The 15901-nt window shown below is 69.3% G+C and carries 14 protein-coding genes; 9 read left to right on the top strand and 5 right to left on the bottom strand.

What is annotated here, in order from left to right:
* The first annotated feature begins 74 nt into the window (after nucleotides 1-74).
* The 4 genes from ACQP0P_RS05355 (at nucleotide 75) to htpX (ending at nucleotide 6461) form a co-directional block, all read left to right on the top strand.
* On the top strand, nucleotides 75-2030 hold the full coding sequence (locus tag ACQP0P_RS05355; RefSeq protein ID WP_433371664.1) for an NADH-quinone oxidoreductase subunit 5 family protein: 1956 nt from the start codon (nucleotides 75-77) through the stop codon (nucleotides 2028-2030).
* Between the two features lie 162 nt (nucleotides 2031-2192).
* A complete protein-coding gene (locus ACQP0P_RS05360) occupies nucleotides 2193-3905 on the top strand; it encodes a complex I subunit 4 family protein (protein ID WP_433371667.1) in 1713 nt (570 codons plus the stop codon).
* On the top strand, nucleotides 3902-5536 hold the full coding sequence (locus ACQP0P_RS05365) for an NADH-quinone oxidoreductase subunit N (RefSeq protein ID WP_433371670.1): 1635 nt from the start codon (nucleotides 3902-3904) through the stop codon (nucleotides 5534-5536). Before ACQP0P_RS05360 ends, ACQP0P_RS05365 begins: the two co-directional genes overlap by 4 nt.
* 73 nt (nucleotides 5537-5609) lie before the next feature.
* On the top strand, nucleotides 5610-6461 hold the full coding sequence (gene htpX, locus ACQP0P_RS05370; protein WP_433371673.1) for a zinc metalloprotease HtpX: 852 nt from the start codon (nucleotides 5610-5612) through the stop codon (nucleotides 6459-6461).
* Between the two features lie 59 nt (nucleotides 6462-6520).
* Here htpX and ACQP0P_RS05375 read toward each other — a convergent pair whose 3' ends face one another.
* The 5 genes from ACQP0P_RS05375 to ACQP0P_RS05395 all read right to left on the bottom strand — a co-directional run bounded on the left by ACQP0P_RS05375 (nucleotide 6521) and on the right by ACQP0P_RS05395 (nucleotide 11220).
* Entirely contained in the window at nucleotides 6521-7399 is an 879-nt protein-coding gene (locus tag ACQP0P_RS05375; RefSeq protein ID WP_433371676.1) for a hypothetical protein, read from the bottom strand.
* Nucleotides 7400-7630: 231 nt separating this feature from the next.
* A complete protein-coding gene (locus tag ACQP0P_RS05380; protein ID WP_433371679.1) occupies nucleotides 7631-8554 on the bottom strand; it encodes an RNA polymerase sigma-70 factor in 924 nt (307 codons plus the stop codon).
* A gap of 150 nt (nucleotides 8555-8704) precedes the next feature.
* Nucleotides 8705-9178: a carboxymuconolactone decarboxylase family protein gene (locus ACQP0P_RS05385; protein WP_433371682.1), complete on the bottom strand. Its 474-nt coding sequence runs from the start codon at nucleotides 9176-9178 to the stop codon at nucleotides 8705-8707.
* A gap of 455 nt (nucleotides 9179-9633) precedes the next feature.
* Nucleotides 9634-10209, bottom strand: a complete 576-nt coding sequence (locus ACQP0P_RS05390; protein ID WP_433371685.1) for a pyridoxamine 5'-phosphate oxidase family protein — start codon at nucleotides 10207-10209, stop codon at nucleotides 9634-9636.
* A 21-nt stretch (nucleotides 10210-10230) separates the two neighbouring features.
* Complete coding sequence (locus ACQP0P_RS05395; RefSeq protein WP_433371688.1) at nucleotides 10231-11220, bottom strand: hypothetical protein; 990 nt, start codon at nucleotides 11218-11220, stop codon at nucleotides 10231-10233.
* Nucleotides 11221-11454: 234 nt separating this feature from the next.
* Between ACQP0P_RS05395 and ACQP0P_RS05400 the strand changes: the two genes are divergently transcribed.
* The 5 genes from ACQP0P_RS05400 (at nucleotide 11455) to ACQP0P_RS05420 (ending at nucleotide 15899) form a co-directional block, all read left to right on the top strand.
* Nucleotides 11455-11973, top strand: a complete 519-nt coding sequence (locus tag ACQP0P_RS05400; protein WP_433371691.1) for a YlcI/YnfO family protein — start codon at nucleotides 11455-11457, stop codon at nucleotides 11971-11973.
* An 83-nt stretch (nucleotides 11974-12056) separates the two neighbouring features.
* Nucleotides 12057-12905, top strand: a complete 849-nt coding sequence (locus ACQP0P_RS05405; RefSeq protein WP_433371694.1) for a DUF4097 family beta strand repeat-containing protein — start codon at nucleotides 12057-12059, stop codon at nucleotides 12903-12905.
* 21 nt (nucleotides 12906-12926) lie between these two features.
* Nucleotides 12927-13877, top strand: coding sequence for an ATP-binding cassette domain-containing protein (locus ACQP0P_RS05410; RefSeq protein ID WP_433371697.1), 951 nt, complete (start codon nucleotides 12927-12929; stop codon nucleotides 13875-13877).
* A complete protein-coding gene (locus ACQP0P_RS05415) occupies nucleotides 13874-14665 on the top strand; it encodes an ABC transporter permease (RefSeq protein ID WP_433371700.1) in 792 nt (263 codons plus the stop codon). Before ACQP0P_RS05410 ends, ACQP0P_RS05415 begins: the two co-directional genes overlap by 4 nt.
* A 25-nt stretch (nucleotides 14666-14690) precedes the next feature.
* The gene (locus ACQP0P_RS05420) at nucleotides 14691-15899 is read left to right on the top strand and encodes a cytochrome P450 (protein WP_433371703.1); all 1209 of its coding nucleotides are present in this window, start codon (nucleotides 14691-14693) and stop codon (nucleotides 15897-15899) included.
* Nucleotides 15900-15901 lie beyond the last annotated feature (2 nt).

The raw sequence follows: 15901 nt of genomic DNA on the forward strand, positions 1-15901 counted from the left end.
CGGACCGCGACCCGCACGCGGCGGTCCCGGTCTCCCGCCGGGTCCGAGACGGACACCAGGCCGGGTGACGCGTTATGATCACTGTCGCCTCGCTCGTCATCCTGCTGCCCTTCCTCGCCGCGGCCACCGGGCTTCTCGGCTCCCGCTTCCCCCTGGGGCCTCGCGGTGCGACGTCCCGCACCCCCGGCACAGACCTCAACGCCGGTGCCGACCGCCGGGCCGCCTGGATCGCCGTGCTGCCCACCGCGATCTCCACCGCCCTGGCGATCTGGCTGGCCTACGCCACCTGGGCGGCCACCGGCCAGGGCGGAATCGAGCCGCGGGTCCCGATCGGGAGCGGGGGCCAGGGCGCGGCCGACGGCGTCACCGCGACGTTCACCGTCATCGAGACGGGGTCGGTGCCGATCTCGGTCGGGCTGCTCGTCGACGGCCTCGCCGCGTCGATCGCGGTGCTGGTCACCGTGGTCGCGCTGGCCGTGCAGGTCTACTCCATCGGCTACCTGCGCGGTGACCGGCGCTACCCGTCCTACAGCTCCTTCATCAGCCTGTTCACCAGCGCCATGCTGCTGGTCGTCTACGCGGCGGATCTCCTGGTCCTCTACGTGGGCTGGGAGATCATGGGCCTGTGCTCGTACCTGCTGGTCGGGCACTGGTGGGAGGATCGGGCCAACTCGCGAGCGGCGATCAAGGCGTTCCTCGTCACCCGGATCGGCGACGTCGGCTTCCTGTTCGGCATCTTCGTCCTCGGGACGGCGGCCGGCAGCTTCAGGATCGCCGACGTCATCGCCGGGGTCCCCGAGATGTCGTCCGGCACCCTCGTCGCCGCCACCATGCTGCTGCTGGCCGGGGTCGCGGGCAAGAGCGCCCAGGTTCCGCTGCACGTCTGGCTCCCTGACGCGATGGCAGGACCGACACCGATCAGCGCCCTCATCCACGCGGCCACCATGGTCGCCGCCGGGATCTTCGTCGTCGCCCGGCTCTATCCCGCCTTCCTCGGCGCCCGTCCCACCCTGGACGTGCTCGCGGTCCTGGCCGCCCTCGGCATGCTCGGCGCGGCCCTCGCCGCCCTGGCCCAGGACGATCTCAAGCGCGTCCTCGCCTACTCCACGATCAGCCAGCTCGCCTACATGGCGGGTGCTCTGGCCGCAGGCTCACGGGACGCCGCGATCTTCCACCTGATCACCCACGGGGCTTTCAAGGCACTGCTCTTCCTCTGCGCCGGAGCGGTGATCCACGCGGTCGGCTCCAACCTGATGAGCACGATGGGAGGTCTCCGCAGAGGGCTTCCGGTCACCTTCGCCGCGATGACGATCGGCTTCGCCGCCCTGATGGGCCTGCCTCCGGCCAGCGGCTTCTTCAGCAAGGACGAGATGCTGACGGGCATCGAGCACTCCCTGTCCGCGGGCCCGCTGACCGATGCCGCGGCCCTCCTGCTCTACGGCTGCGCCCTCGCCACGATCGCGGTGACCGGTGCCTACGCCACCCGTGCGTGGCTGCGCACCTTCTTCGGGCAGCGTGCCTCACGGCCCGAGCCCGTGGCGGGCGAGGCCCACGCCGCCGTACCTGCCGTCCATGAGGCACCGGCCACCATGCGCTGGCCCATCGTCGTGCTGGCCGTTCCGGCCCTGCTCCTCGGCTTCGCCCGCATCGGCGACGTGCACTGGGGCACCGCCGCCCTCAGCCTCACGGTGGCACTGCTGGGCGCGGGGGCGGTCTACGCGGTGTGGCGCTCCGCGCCCCAGACCGACCCGGCCCGCGTGCTCGGCCCCTTCCGCGTCCCCTGCGAGCGGGCCTTCTACGTCGACTCCGTCTACACCGGGCTCCTCGTCAGGCCCGTGCTGCTCCTCGCGCGCCTCGTGGTCCGCATGGACAGCCGCGTGGTGGACGGCACGGTACGCGGCTCGGGCCGGACGACCCTGAGACTGGCGGGGCTGGTCCGCCTGGTGCAGAACGGCAACGCCCAGCTCTACGTCACCGGCCTGCTGGCGGGCGTCCTGCTGATCGCGGCCGGGGCGGTGATCTTCGGGTGAGCTCTCCGTCTCTCCGGGGCGGCGTGGACGCCGCCGTGCCGCTCTCCACCCGTCTGGCGGTGACGTGCCGTTGACCTCTCCCCGGCGACCGAACCCAGTGCCGAACCTGGAAGCGAATCCAGAGCCGAATCCGGGGCCGAATTTCTGTGAGGTGGCCGCGCCATGAGCTGGCTCCTGATCGCACTTCTCGGCGTGCCGCTCGCCGGAGCAGGCGTGCTGCTCGTGCCGTCCGGGGCGGACACGGCGGCAAGGCAGCGGCTGCTCAGGGTGCACGGGCCGGCCGTCTCCGGGGTCACCTTCGCACTGTCGGTGGTGCTGGCCGTCACGTTCGACCACGGTGACGCCGCCCGCATGCAGTTCGTGACCGACCTGGCCTGGATCCCCGGTCTGGACCTCAGGTTCCACCTCGGCGTGGACGGGATCTCACTGCCGTTGGTCGTGCTGACCACGCTGCTGACCTTTCTCTGCTTCGTCTACCTGTGCCGGGGCCGCGCCGACGGCCCCGGGCAGCTGCTGAGCCCCAAACGCGGCGGTAACCGGCCACGGGCACTGGTGTTCACGCTGCTCGTCCTCGAAGTGGGCATGATCGGCACGTTCCTCGCGCTCGACCTGTTGCTGTTCTTCGTGTTCTTCGAGGTCGTCCTCATCCCGATGTACTTCGTGATCGCCATCTGGGGAGGACGTGCCCGCCGGGCGGCGGCGACCAAGTTCATCCTCTACACCCTGCTGGGCTCGGTGGTCCTCCTGCTCGGCCTGCTGATCATCTGGTCGCAGACCGGCACCCTGGACATGACCGCTCTGGCCCAGGCGCGGGGGACGGGCATGTCCCGCCCGGTGCAGATCATCGCCTTCCTGGCCGTCGGCATCGGTCTCGCGGTCAAGACCCCGATGTGGCCGCTGCACACCTGGCTGCCCGACGCCCACACCGAGGCGCCCACCGTCGGCTCGGTGCTCCTGGCGGGGGTGCTGCTCAAGATGGGTACGTACGGTTTCGCCAGAATCGCGATCCCGGTCCTGCCTGACGGAGCCGCCGCCGTGGCCCCCTGGCTCGGAGCCTTCGCGGTGATCGGCATCATCTACGGCTCGTTGGCCTGCCTCGCCCAGCGCGACCTCAAAAGGATGATCGCCTACTCCTCGGTCGGTCACATGGGTTTCGTGCTCCTCGGTTTCGCCACGCTGACCCCCGTCGGGATCAACGGCGCGCTGTTCGGCAACATCGCCCACGGCCTGATCACCGCCCTGCTGTTCTTCGTCGCCGGGGCGATCAAGGAGCGTTACGGCACCTCGGACATGCCCGCCCTCGGCGGCGGCATGCTGACCCGCCTTCCCCACCTCGGTTCCCTGCTCACCTTCGCCTGCGTCGCCTCACTCGGGCTGCCGGGGCTGGCGGGTTTCTGGGGTGAGATGCTGGCCCTCCTCGGTGCCTTCGAACCGGCCACCGGCCTGTCCGGCCCCCTCTACCTGGTCTTCATGGCTCTCGGAGGTCTCGGCACCGTGCTGACCGCCGCCTACTTCCTGCTCATGCTCTCCCGCGTCACCCACGGCCGGAGCACCGAGACCGTCCACGTCCCGCTCCTCGCCGTGGCCACCACGGATGCCCTCCCCTCCACGGGCCCCGGATCCGAGGACGACGCCCCCGGATCCAGGGCGGGCGGGGAGGAGGACCTCCCCGCGGCCGCGGTGGCCGCCGACGGGGGAGGCACGCACCCGCCGGGAGCGGCGAGCGCGGGCAGGCCGCGGATGCCCGACGTCATGGGCTACGAGCTGGCCGCCTGGGTGCCGCTGATCGCGCTGATCCTGCTGTTCGGGCTCTGGCCCAAGGCGCTCCTGCTGCTCACCGATCCGGTGGTCCGGACCCTGGTGGGGGCACCGTGATCCAGTCGATCGACTACTACGCGGTCGCGCCGCTGCTGATCCTCGCCCTCACCGCCGGGCTGGTGCTGCTCCTGGACGCCTTCCTGCCCCGCAGGCCGTACGTCCGGCCGGCGCTCGGCGCGGTCACCCTGGCAGGGGTGATCGGTGCCCTGGCGGTGGTGGTCTCGCAGGCACTGCGCACCGGAGACCCGCTGAGGACCTTCTGCGTGCCGGAGGGGTTGCTCGGCTCCCCTCGCGCGGTGATCGGTGCCATCGCCCCCCTGAGCACCGAGCAGGCGGTGAACCCGGCCGCCGCGGCGCCGTGCTCGTTCGTGGTCGACGACTTCACGCTGGTCTTCGCGGGACTCGCACTGGCGGCCGGAATCGTCGTGGTGCTGCTCTCGGCGGCAGAGCTCTCCTTTGGGGACATCCCCGTCGGCGAGTGGTACTTCCTGCTGCTCTGCACGCTGGCGGGTGCCGTCGCGCTGCCCGCCTCCCGTGACCTGATCATGCTGGTGGTCGCCCTGGAGCTCGTCTCGCTGCCGGTGTTCGCGCTCACCGCGCTCAGACGCTACGACGGCCGGAGCTCCGAGGCCGCGGTCAAGCTCTTCCTGGTCTCCGTGGTCTCCACGGCGGTGATGCTCTTCGGGGTCTCCCTGCTGTACGGGACGACCGGAACCGTCTACCTCGATCGGATCGCCGAGGCTCTGCAGCAGCGTGTTCTCGGGGCGCCCGGCCTGAGGCTCGTCCTGGACGGTGCCGACACCGCCTACGGCTCCTCGCTGGAGATCGGCCACGACCTGCCCGCCGTGGTCACCGTGGCGATGGTGCTGGTCCTCGCCGGGTTCGCCTTCAAGATCGCGGCGGTGCCGTTCCACGCGTGGGCGGGCGATGTCTACCAGGGTGCGCCCATCCCCGTCGCGGCCCTGCTCTCCGTCATCTCCAAGGCGGCCGGGTTCGCCGGACTGATCCTCATCCTGGTCGTCGCCCTGGGCGGCCAGGGTGCCACCTGGGTCCCGCTGATCGCGATCATCGCCGCGCTCACCATGACCGTGGGCAACCTCCTGGCCATGCGCCAGCGCCATGCCGTGCGGCTGCTCGCCTGGTCGTCCGTCGCCCAGTCGGGCTACATCCTCGCTCCCCTCGGCGCCGGGCGCCCCGAGGCGATGAACGCCTCGATCGCCTACCTGGTCTTCTACGCGGCGATGAACCTCGGGGCGTTCGCCGTGGTCACGCTGGTGTCGAGGCGCTCGGGCAGGGGGGAGTTGGACGACTACCGGGGCCTGGCGTTCCGGAACCCGGCGGCCGGGCTGGCACTGGCCTTCTTCCTGATCTGCCTGGCGGGCCTGCCCCCGGGGCTGGCCGGGCTCTTCGCCAAGATCGTGGTGTTCCGGGAGCTCCTCGGCGGTGGCGGCGGCTGGCTGGCCGTGGTGATGGCGGTCAACACGGTCGCGGGCCTCTACTACTACATCGCCTGGGTGGTGCGGATCTTCACTCCGGCCACCGAGGGCACGGAAACGGCCGGCCGCGCCGCCGGGTGGATACCCGCCGGTGTGGCGATCGCGGTGGCCGGGATCGTCGCGGTCGCGTTCTCGGTCGCCCCCCAACTGGTCCTCGACCTCGTCCCCGGAGCACTCATCGCCGCGGGCTGAAACACCTGGGAACGTTTGTCCTGGCTGGAAACGTTGTCACAGGTGAATCGGCATCAACCGAAAGGGGGGTGTAGTGCATCACAACGGTCTGCGTACCGCGGTCCTTCTCGGCGCACTGTCCGCGGTGATCATCGCGGTGGGGGCGTGGTTCGGAGGTGGCGCAGGCGTGCAGATCGCGGTTCTGGTCGCGCTGGTGACCAACGGTGCCGCCTATTTCCTCTCCGACCGCATCGCGCTGTCGGCCATGCGTGCCCGGCCGGTGAGTGAGGTCGAGCAGCCGCTGCTCTACCGGATCGTGCGTGAGCTCTCCACCGAGGCCCGCCAGCCCATGCCCCGGCTCTACGTCTCACCGACCATGCAGCCCAACGCCTTCGCGACGGGGCGCAACCCTCGTAACGCCGCCGTCTGCGTCACCTACGGGATCACTCAGATACTCGACGAGCGCGAGCTACGCGGTGTCATCGGGCACGAGCTCTCCCACGTCTACAACCGCGACATCCTGATCTCCTCGGTGGCCGGAGCGCTCGCCACCATGATCACCTATCTCGGCTACGTCGGGTTGTTCTTCGGTGGCGGAGAGGACGACGAGGGGCCCGGATTCATCGGCGCACTCCTCATGATCGTGCTGGGCCCGGTCGCGGCCGGGATGATCCAGATGGCCATCTCCCGCTCCCGCGAATACCAGGCGGATGAGTCAGGGGCCCGGCTGACCGGCGATCCGCTGGCACTCGCCTCGGCACTGAGAAAGATCGAGATGGGCACCCGCCATCTGCCCCTCCCGGAGAACGGGCGGATCGCCTCCGCCTCCCACCTGATGATCGCCAACCCCTTCCGCGGCGCGGGGCTCGGCCGGATGTTCTCCACCCACCCGCCCACCGCCGAGCGCGTCGCCCGCCTGGAGCGCATGGCCGGGTACCGCCGCTGACCGGTTGACGCGAGAGCCCCTGGCAGATTGCCGCCGCTGACCCCGCCGGATGAGGCGGGTCAGGGCGTCAGACCGGTGATGATCGGGTTGTGGACGGATCCGGGCACGATGAAGCCGCCGATCCGCTCCGTCCGGCCTGACTCCGGGTCCACCCGATACCAGGCGTAGCGAGTGCCTCCCCCTCTCCTCAACCTGCGCGGGGTGACCGTCTGCAGGTCGAGGTGGCCCTTGCCGTTCCAACGCAGCCTGGTAGGGGTCCTGCCACGGGGCACGGGGATGGGGCCGCGCCTCAGCGCGCCGCCCGCGGACACGTCCCACAGGCCGATCCCCGCGTCACTCGCCGTGAAATGGGCCACGGTCTCCCCGTCAGGACCGAGCGCGCCTCCCACCGGGACACGTCCCCACTCGGCGAAGGGCGACATCGAGTAGATCCCCGCCTGGAACGAGTCGTCCACCACCAGCACGAACCTCGCGTCGGGGCTGAAGCTCCAGGGCCGCAGCCCCGGCGGCACCGGGACACTCTCACCGCTGTACGTGTCCAGGATCCGGTGCCCCCACCGGATGCCCAGCACCACGTACCGCCCGCCGGGAGAGAGTTCGATCCGCGCCGCGCGCATGGTGCTCGACCACTTCACGCCGGGCACCGTGCGTATCTCGCCGGTCGCCATCTCCCGTACCACCAGCGCCCCGTCGCCGAGCTGGAAATAAGTGACATACCTCCCGTTGGGCGACAGGGCCAGCGGAGCCCGTTGCTCGCCCCTGGAGAACACCCGGGCGTCGGTGAGGCTGACCACCCTGCCGCCGCGTACCCAGAGCTTCCACGGAGCACAGACGCACCCGTCGAGCCCCGCGTACCGGACCGGAGACCTCGCGCCCCCGGCCTGGGCGGGGACGCCCGCCCCCATGACCACGACGACCACGCCGACGCAAACACTCAAGCGGCGGAACAATCCCACTGAGGACCCCCCGAGTCTTCCGGACATTCGGGGGGCGTCCGTTACGTACGGGCTACTGTACGCCTCGGTCAAGGCTGACCGGCGGTGCCGTCATGTGCCAAGCGACATGAGAGTGCCGGCGGGCGTGCGGCCGGTCCTTGCCCCATCCCCGGGATGGCGAAATGCCCTGCCGGTGAAGTCGTAGGGGGTTCAAGGTGCGGTCGGCTGTTGCGGTCATTCCGTGCGCCGGCGTGCCTGTCTTACTTCGCGGTCGATTGCCCAGGCGTCCGCTACCGGGCCCACGTGCCCGAGCTTGTCGGGGTTGATCACCGAGCGGATCGTCTGGATCTGCCCGTCGAGTACGTCGAGCGCCAGGATGTGGAGCACCTTGCCGTCCCGGTCGTGGAAGATCGCGCCCGGCTGGCCGTTGACCTCTTGCGGCTCGAACGTCACGTCGATCCGGGCCATCTGGGGAAAGAGGGAGGCGAGCAGCCGGGCCACGTTCTCGGCGCCGATGACGGCCCTGGCCAGCTGCGGGGCCTTGCCACCACCGTCACCGACCACCGATACGTCGGCGGCGAGCAGTTCCCGCAGGCCGGCGACGTCGCCTTCGCGGAGGGCGTCGAAGAACCGCGACGCCAGTTCCTCCCGCTCCTTGCGGACCGCTTCGAAGCGCGGCCGCCCGGCCTCCATATGCCGCCGCGCCCGCACCAGCAGCTGCCGGCACGCCGCCTCCGACCGTCCCACCGCCGCGGCGACCTCGTCGAAGCCGAAGCCGAACACCTCCCGCAGCACGAACACCGCACGCTCCAGCGGGCTGAGCCGCTCCAGCAGCAGCAACGCCGCCATCGACACCGAGTCGGCCAGTTCCGCCGACCGCGCCGGATCCTGATAAGGGTCGGCGAGCAGCGGCTCGGGAAACCACGGGCCCACGTACTCCTCCCGCCGCACCCGCGCGGAGCGCAGCACATCGATCGAGATCCGCGTCACCGCGGCCGACAGAAGAGCCTTGGTCGACGTGGGCCGGGTCGCCAAGCCGTCATAGCGCAGCCAGGTCTCCTGCACCGCGTCCTCGGCCTCTCCCACACTGCCCAGAATCCGATAGGCGATCGAAAACAGCAGCGGCCGCAGCTCCTCGAACTCCTCGACCTTGCTCACGCCGAATCCCCTTTCCTCGGACCTCTCACCCGGCCGCACTCGCCGGCGCAGGCATCTTCCGGTGATCATCCGGACCACCGGCACGCCAGAGTGACGGCCGCGAGCCCCGGAGCCCGGAGCCCGGAGCCCGCAGCCGGTTGCCGATGCCGTTCAGTGGAACTGCCCGGGCACGTAGTCGCCGGCCGGCTGCCGGGTGATGATGTTCAGCCGGTTCGCCGTGTTCATGAAGGAGACCAGCATCACCAGGGCGGTGAGCTGTGCCTCGTCGTGGTGCTTGGCGGCGTGCGCCCACACCTCGTCGCTGACCCCACCGGCCGCATCCGCGACCCGGGTCCCCTCCTCCGCCAGCTCCAGCGCGGCACGCTCGGCCTCGGTGAAGACCGTGGCCTCCCGCCACGCCGCGACCAGGTTCAGCCGCACCGAGGTCTCGCCGGCGGCGGTGGCCTCTTTGGTGTGCATGTCGATGCAGACGGCGCAGCCGTTGATCTGACTTACCCGAAGCGCCACCAGCTCCTGCGTGGTGGCTGGCAGCGGCGAGTCCTTGAGCGCCTTGCCCGCCGACATGAAGTACTTGAGGACCTTGCCGGCGGTCGGGTCGGTGAAGTAGTTCAGTCGCGCGTCCATGGTGTGCTCCTCTGTGGTCGTCGATGGCTACACCCTCTGAGACGAGGCAGCCCGACCCCCTGTGACATGGACGAATGTGACCTGCGTCTCCCGGCCACCGAGCCCGGCCGGCTCGGCGTCGATCCGCCGGGCGCGCTCGCGCGGCTTCGCCTCCGGTACGCGCGCCCGGCGGCGGAGGCGGCGCGGTGGGTCACCGGTCAGCCAGTCCTGATCGCGCCACCATCCGCACGCCGAGCCGAATCCGCGATAGCGATCCGAGATCGTCTACGGCTTCCGCCGACCGTCAAAATCCGGTCCGATCCTCCCCGAAGGCCTCTCCCAGGTCTGGGAGCATCAGGCACGACGAGCCGAACGTCCGCGCACTGACACTGGTGTCATCCGACCTCGGAGAAGGCCCGGTCGGACCAGGGCGAAAAGGCCGGCCCTCGGGGGCCGGCCCGGATACGGCGGTGGTCTCAGGAGTGCTGGGTGACCGGGTCGGTCTCCTCGGCGGAGAGGCCGGGGATGCCGTCGATGCTCTCGCGGTTCTTCTTCGACCGGTAGGCACGCCGCTCCTGGATATCCTTGCGGCCCGCCCATTCGTCCAGCAGCGTCCGGTCACTGTCGAAGGACATGAACGGCACGGAGAAGCCGCAGGAGTCGGCGATGCGGTCGCAGTCGACGACGATGATCGACCGCACACCCGGGTGCGGGCCGAAGTTCTTGATCAGTGTGGCGAAGTCGGGGCTCTCCGGTACGACGACCCGGCCGGTGCCGTACAGGCGAAGAATGTTGGGCGGGCCGGAGAAGGCGCAGAACATGACCGTGATCCGGCCGTTCTGGCGGAGGTGGGAGATGGTCTCCACCCCGCTGCCGTCCAGGTCCAGATAGGCGATGGTGGTGTCGTCGAGAACGGCGAAGGTGTCGGCGTATCCCTTGGGAGACATGTTGACGTGACCGCCCTGCTCGGGAGCCGTCGCCACGAAATAGACCGGCTGCGCTTCGATGAACTCGCGCAGCCGGTCATTGATCTTGTCATGAATTTTCCCCATAAAAGCGAAGATAATTCACCGTCACTCGCCGGGCAGCCACCAGACCCACGCGTTCTTCCTGAGTCTGAAGGAGTCCAGCTTGCGAGTGCTCCCGGTCTCGGCGTTCAGCGTCCGCTTCACGGTGGAGCCCGGCTCGCCCTCCTGGTCGCTGCGGCTGGTCCAGAGGGTGAGCGAGCCGGCCGTGTCCCAGGAGAGACGCTGCGCGGCCTCGCCCTTGGGCATGCCGATTCCGATCGCCTCGGAGACGGTGTCAGAGGACAGGTCATAGGTACGCAGGCGGGGCCCGCTCGATTCGCTGGAGATGACCAGGGCCACGGTGTTCCCGTCGTCGGCCAGTGCGACAGGCGCGTTGTTGGACACGATCTGCGGGATGATCTGGCTCGCCGTCTTGTCGCCTTCGGCGTCGAAGACCACGAACTCGGTGGTGTTGTCATCGGTGAATCGGGAGGTGAGCAGGTATTTCCCGCTGGGGCTGAAACCCGTCAGGCTGTTCTTCGGCGGCAGCTTGGCCGTCTCGCCGGTCTTCAGGTTGATGACCAGGGTCGGTAGCCTGTTCGCGGCGTCATAGTAGTCGACCACGATGGCCGAGCCGTCAGGAGAGAGCGTCGTGTCCACGTCGCTCTGGCCGATCCCCTTGGGGGGGCTCGCGGTACCACCCGGCAGCGGGCGGACCTTTCCACTGCTCACTTCGCGGACGACGAGTTCGCCGCCTCTGAAGTAGTTCACGAAGCGGCCGTCGTCGCTGATGGAGATCGAGTTGCTGGCGGTCCTGTCCACCTTGCCGGCTGCGGACCTGGGGTGGACCTGCGCGTCGGGCAGCTTGACGGTCCTCCCGCTGCGCAGGGTCAGCATCCACGAACCGCAGGGGACGCTGTCGTCTCCCCTGGGGCAACTCTTGAGCCAGGCGTACCTGGCCGGGTCGTCCGTCTTCGCCGCCGCCGGAGTGGCGATCATGCCGGTGGCCGCTACGGCGGTGACTGCGAGTACGGCGAATCCGCGTGAGGGTCTCATCGGTGTTTCCTTCCGTCCCCCTGATAGATGGGGCCCCGGCGGGAAAAGTTGCGTCAAGAGCCGGCGCGCAGGTCCCCCTCGGGCGGCTCGCCGGCGAGATGCACGCTCTGACGTGCGAGTTCCGGAGTCGGCCCGTCGTGTCGTGATCGGCTGAACAGCCAGCCTGAGCCAGAGTGGTGCCAATCTGAGCCAATATGGCTTGTCGATGGCATCACGGTGTGCCATAGTGATGCCATGGACCTGACCCCGTATGTAGCCGCCCTCGGTCGAGAGCTGCTGACCGCCGTCGAGACCGGTGACGGTGACGCCAGTGCGCTGGTCGAGCGGTTGACCGTGTCGATGGAGTCGGCGATCCGGCTCACCCTGCTTGAGGCGTTGTCGGCGGCCGCCGACGAGATCACCCGAGACCTGGCCCCCGGTTCGGTCCAGGTGCACCTGCGCGGACGCGACCCGAACTTCGTCGTGACGACTCAGCAGGCGGAACAACCACTCACCGACACCCCGGATCCGGGCGCGGTGTCGGCCGATGACGCCGCGGCGAGCTTCGAGGACGGCCCGGTGACACGGATCAACGTCCGCCTCCCGGAACAGCTCAAGGCCGCGATCGAGGAGGCGGCGGGCAAGGAAGGCCGCTCGCTCAACGCCTGGCTGGTGCGGGCCGCCTCGACCGCGCTGCGCGCCCCGGAGAGCGACCACGGCTCCGACCGGCGCGGCAAGCGCAACGCGCAGCGTTACACCGGCTGGGCCCGCTAGCCCACGCCGACACCCGGAACCACTTTCTTCGTGCATCTCCGACCAGCGGGGATGTTCTTCTGACTCATTCCAAGGGGACAGCCATGCCGGTTTTCGCCACACCCGAACCGATTTCCGCCACGATCGAACTCTCCATCGGTGACGTACAGATCATCGCGAGCGACCGGACCGACACCGTCGTCGAGGTGCGGCCGAGCGACGAGTCCGACGAGTCCGACGTGGACGCCGCGCAGAAGACGCGCGTCGAGTACGCCAACGGCACGTTGACGGTCCGTGGGCCGAAGGCCCGCATGCTCGACTTCTCCAAGAAGACCAGGTCGGTCGACGTGCTGATCGAACTTCCCACCGGCTCGCACCTGCACGCGGACCTGTCGGTAGCGGACCTGCGCGGCGTCGGCACGCTGGGGGAGTGCCGGCTCAAGGCGTCGGTCGGGCATTTCCGCTTCGACCGGACCGGACCGCTTCGACTGGACACCTCCGGTGGTGACATCACCGTCGAAACGGTCGCGGGTAACGCCGATGTCTCCACCGGCACCGGGCGCGTGCGCATCGGCGAGATCGGCGGCACCGCCGTCATCAAGAACTCCAACGGCAACACCGACATCGGCACCGTCACCGGCGAATTGCGGGTGCGCTCGGCCAACGGCGACATCTCCATCGACCGGGCCGACGCCATGGTGGACGCCAAGACCTCCAACGGAACCATTCGCGTCGGCCAGGTCACCCGCGACACCGTCACACTGCACACCTCGACCGGCCACCTCGAAATCGGTGTCGCCGCAGGCACCGCCGCATGGCTCGACCTGAACACCTCGTACGGGCGGGTGGAGAGCTCGCTGGAGGGCCTCGGCCAAGCACCGGAGAAGTCCGAGCGGACCGTCGAGGTCCGCGCGCACACGTCGTTCGGCGACATCACCGTCCGCCGTTCCTGACCAGATCTCGAAGGGGTTCTCATGACCATGCCCTCCCAATCCGCGATCACGGCGACCGGACTGCGCCGCTCCTACGGCGACCACGTCGTGCTCGACGGCGTCGACCTGAACGTCCCGCGTGGCACCGTTTTCTCGTTGCTCGGCGCCAACGGCGCCGGCAAGACCACCACCGTCAAGATCTTGTCCACCCTGATCCGCGCCGACGGGGGCAGCGCGCGGATCGCGGGTCACGACCTGTCCACCGAGCCGGACGCGGTGCGTGCCGCGATCGGCGTCACCGGCCAGTTCTCGGCGGTCGACAACCTGCTGACCGGTCAGGAGAACCTGACCCTGATGGCGGATCTGCACCACCTCGGCCGGAAGGCGGGCAGGCACAGGACCGCCCGGCTGCTCGAACAGTTCGACCTCGTCGAGGCGGCCAAGAAGACGGCGGCGACCTACTCCGGCGGGATGCGGCGGCGGCTCGACCTCGCGATGACACTGGTCGGCTCACCACAGGTGATCTTCCTCGACGAGCCGACCACCGGGCTGGACCCGCGCAGCCGCCGCACCATGTGGCAGATCGTGCGGGAGCTCGTGGCGAGTGGCGTCACCATCTTCCTCACCACCCAGTACCTGGAGGAGGCCGACGAGCTCGCCGACCGGATCGCGGTGCTCGACCACGGGAAGATCGTCGCCGAGGGCACCGCGGACGAGCTCAAGCGGCGCATTCCCGGCGGCCACGTCCTGCTGCGGTTCGCCGACGAGCGCGACCTCGAATCCGCCGCACGCGCCGTGGGCCAGGCATCTCGCGACAGCGACACGCTCGCCCTGCGCGTGCCGCACGACGGCAGTCTCAGGTCGCTGAAGGCGCTGCTCGACCGGCTTGACCAGAACGCGGTCGAGGTCGACTCGCTGAGCGTGCACACCCCCGACCTCGACGACGTCTTCCTCGCTCTGACCGGCAACAAGGAGAAGGTGACCGCACGATGAGCACCGTGTCGCACGCCCTGACCGACTCGGCGACGATGCTTCGCCGCAACCTCAAGCGCATGGTGCGCTACCCGTCCTTGACACTGCAGCTCATCGGTATGCCGATCGTCTTCCTGCTGCTGTTCGTCTACGTCTTCGGCGGCACGCTCGGCGCCGGGCTCGGCGGCGTCTCCGGTGGACGTGCGGAGTACGTCAACTACGTCACCCCCGCGATCATCCTGATGACGATCACCGCCGCGGTCCAGGGCACCACCATCTCGATCGCCATGGACATGACCGAGGGCATCGTCGACCGGTTCCGCACCATGGCCATCGCCCGGGTGTCGGTCCTGACCGGACACGTCATCGGCAGCCTCATTCAGACGATGCTCAGCATCGCGGCGGTCATCGGCGTCGCGCTGCTCATCGGCTTCCGGCCGTCGGCGGGGCCCGGCGACTGGCTCGCCCTCATCGGTGTCCTGGTGATGATGGCCTTCGCCTTCATCTGGCTGTCGGTCGCGTTCGGCCTGGCCAGCAAGACCGTCGAGTCCTCCAGCAACGTCGGTATGCCGCTGCTGCTGCTCCCGTTCCTGGGCAGCGGGTTCGTCCCGACCGACTCGATGCCCACCGTGCTGCGCTGGTTCGCCGAGTACCAGCCGTTCACGCCGCTCATCGAGACCCTGCGCGGCCTGCTGATGGGCACGCCGATCGGGAACAACGCCGTCATCGCGGTCGGCTGGTGCGTCGTCATCGCGCTCGGCGGCTACCTCTGGTCGAAGAAGCTGTTCAACCGCGAGTCCGCCCGCTAAGCCGCACCTAGACCAGGGAGAAACGATGCAGCACCAACAGATTCCGCCGGTCGACTCGCTGCCCGTCACCCGCCCCGAGGGCTGTCCGTTCGATCCGCCACAGGAACTGGGCCGGATCCGTGAGGCGAACCCGATCACCAGGATGACCTATCCCGACGGGCACGTCGGCTGGCTGGTCACCGGCCATGCCTTGACCCGCGCGGTCCTGGCCGACACCCGGTTCAGCTCCCGGTACGAGCTCATGCGCTTCCCGCTGCCGATTCCGGGCGTCACCGAGTTTCCACCCGCGCCGGTCGGCGATCTCACCGGGATCGACGCGCCCGAGCACACCCGCTACCGCAAGCTGCTCACCGGCAGGTTCACCGTTCGCCGGATGCGGGTGCTCACCGAACGCGTCGAGCAGATCACCGCCGAGCACTTGGACGCCATGGAAGACCACGGCCCGTCCGTGGATCTGGTCGAGGCGTTCGCCCACCCCGTCCCGGCGATGATGATCTGCGAACTGCTCGGCGTGCCCTACGAGGACCGCGCGACCTTCAACCGTCACGCGAAGGCGCTGACCTCCTCGTACACCTCTCCGGAGGAGATGTACGCGGCCTGGAACGCGCTGCAGGAGTACGTGCATGGACTGATACAGGCCAAACGCGCGAACCCCACCGACGACGTGCTCAGCGAGCTGACCGCGAGCGACCTGAGCGACGAGGAGGTCGCCGGCCTCGGCGCGTTCCTGCTCGGTGCCGGGCTCGACACCACCGCCAACATGATCGCGCTCGGCACCTTCGCCCTGCTGAACCACCCGGACCAGCTCGCCGCACTGCGTGCCGACCCGAGCGGCGTCGACCGGGCGGTGGAGGAACTGCTGCGCTACCTGACCATCACGCACACCAACGTCCGGGCGGCGTTGGAGGACGTCGAACTGGACGGACACCTGATCAGGGCGGGTGAGACGGTCACCCTCGCGGTCCAGGCCGCCAACCGCGACCCGGAGAAGTTCCCCGACCCGGACACCCTCGACCTGAGCAGGCAGGCCACCGGGCACCTGGCCTTCGGCCACGGTATCCACCAGTGCCTCGGCCAGCAGCTGGCCCGAGTCGAGATGCGGGTCGCGCTGCCCGCGCTGCTCGGCCGGTTTCCGACCCTCCGCCTGGCCGTCCCGGCCGAGGACGTTCCGTTGCGCCACAACATGAACATCTATGGCGTGCACCGGCTTGAGGTCACCTGGGACCAGGAATAGCC

This window comes from Streptosporangium sp. CA-115845 (assembly GCF_050943795.1).
GTDB lineage: Bacteria > Actinomycetota > Actinomycetes > Streptosporangiales > Streptosporangiaceae > Streptosporangium.

Excerpts from the sequence above, each read along its gene's own strand:
- ACQP0P_RS05360 (WP_433371667.1), top strand. The coding sequence starts at position 2,193 with ATGAGCTGGCTCCTGATCGCACTTCTCGGCGTGCCGCTCGCCGGAGCA.
- ACQP0P_RS05355 (WP_433371664.1), top strand. The coding sequence starts at position 75 with ATGATCACTGTCGCCTCGCTCGTCATCCTGCTGCCCTTCCTCGCCGCG.
- ACQP0P_RS05395 (WP_433371688.1), bottom strand. The coding sequence starts at position 11,220 with ATGAGACCCTCACGCGGATTCGCCGTACTCGCAGTCACCGCCGTAGCG.
- ACQP0P_RS05415 (WP_433371700.1), top strand. The coding sequence starts at position 13,874 with ATGAGCACCGTGTCGCACGCCCTGACCGACTCGGCGACGATGCTTCGC.
- ACQP0P_RS05385 (WP_433371682.1), bottom strand. The coding sequence starts at position 9,178 with ATGGACGCGCGACTGAACTACTTCACCGACCCGACCGCCGGCAAGGTC.
- ACQP0P_RS05400 (WP_433371691.1), top strand. The coding sequence starts at position 11,455 with ATGGACCTGACCCCGTATGTAGCCGCCCTCGGTCGAGAGCTGCTGACC.
- ACQP0P_RS05420 (WP_433371703.1), top strand. The coding sequence starts at position 14,691 with ATGCAGCACCAACAGATTCCGCCGGTCGACTCGCTGCCCGTCACCCGC.
- ACQP0P_RS05390 (WP_433371685.1), bottom strand. The coding sequence starts at position 10,209 with ATGGGGAAAATTCATGACAAGATCAATGACCGGCTGCGCGAGTTCATC.
- ACQP0P_RS05410 (WP_433371697.1), top strand. The coding sequence starts at position 12,927 with ATGACCATGCCCTCCCAATCCGCGATCACGGCGACCGGACTGCGCCGC.
- ACQP0P_RS05405 (WP_433371694.1), top strand. The coding sequence starts at position 12,057 with ATGCCGGTTTTCGCCACACCCGAACCGATTTCCGCCACGATCGAACTC.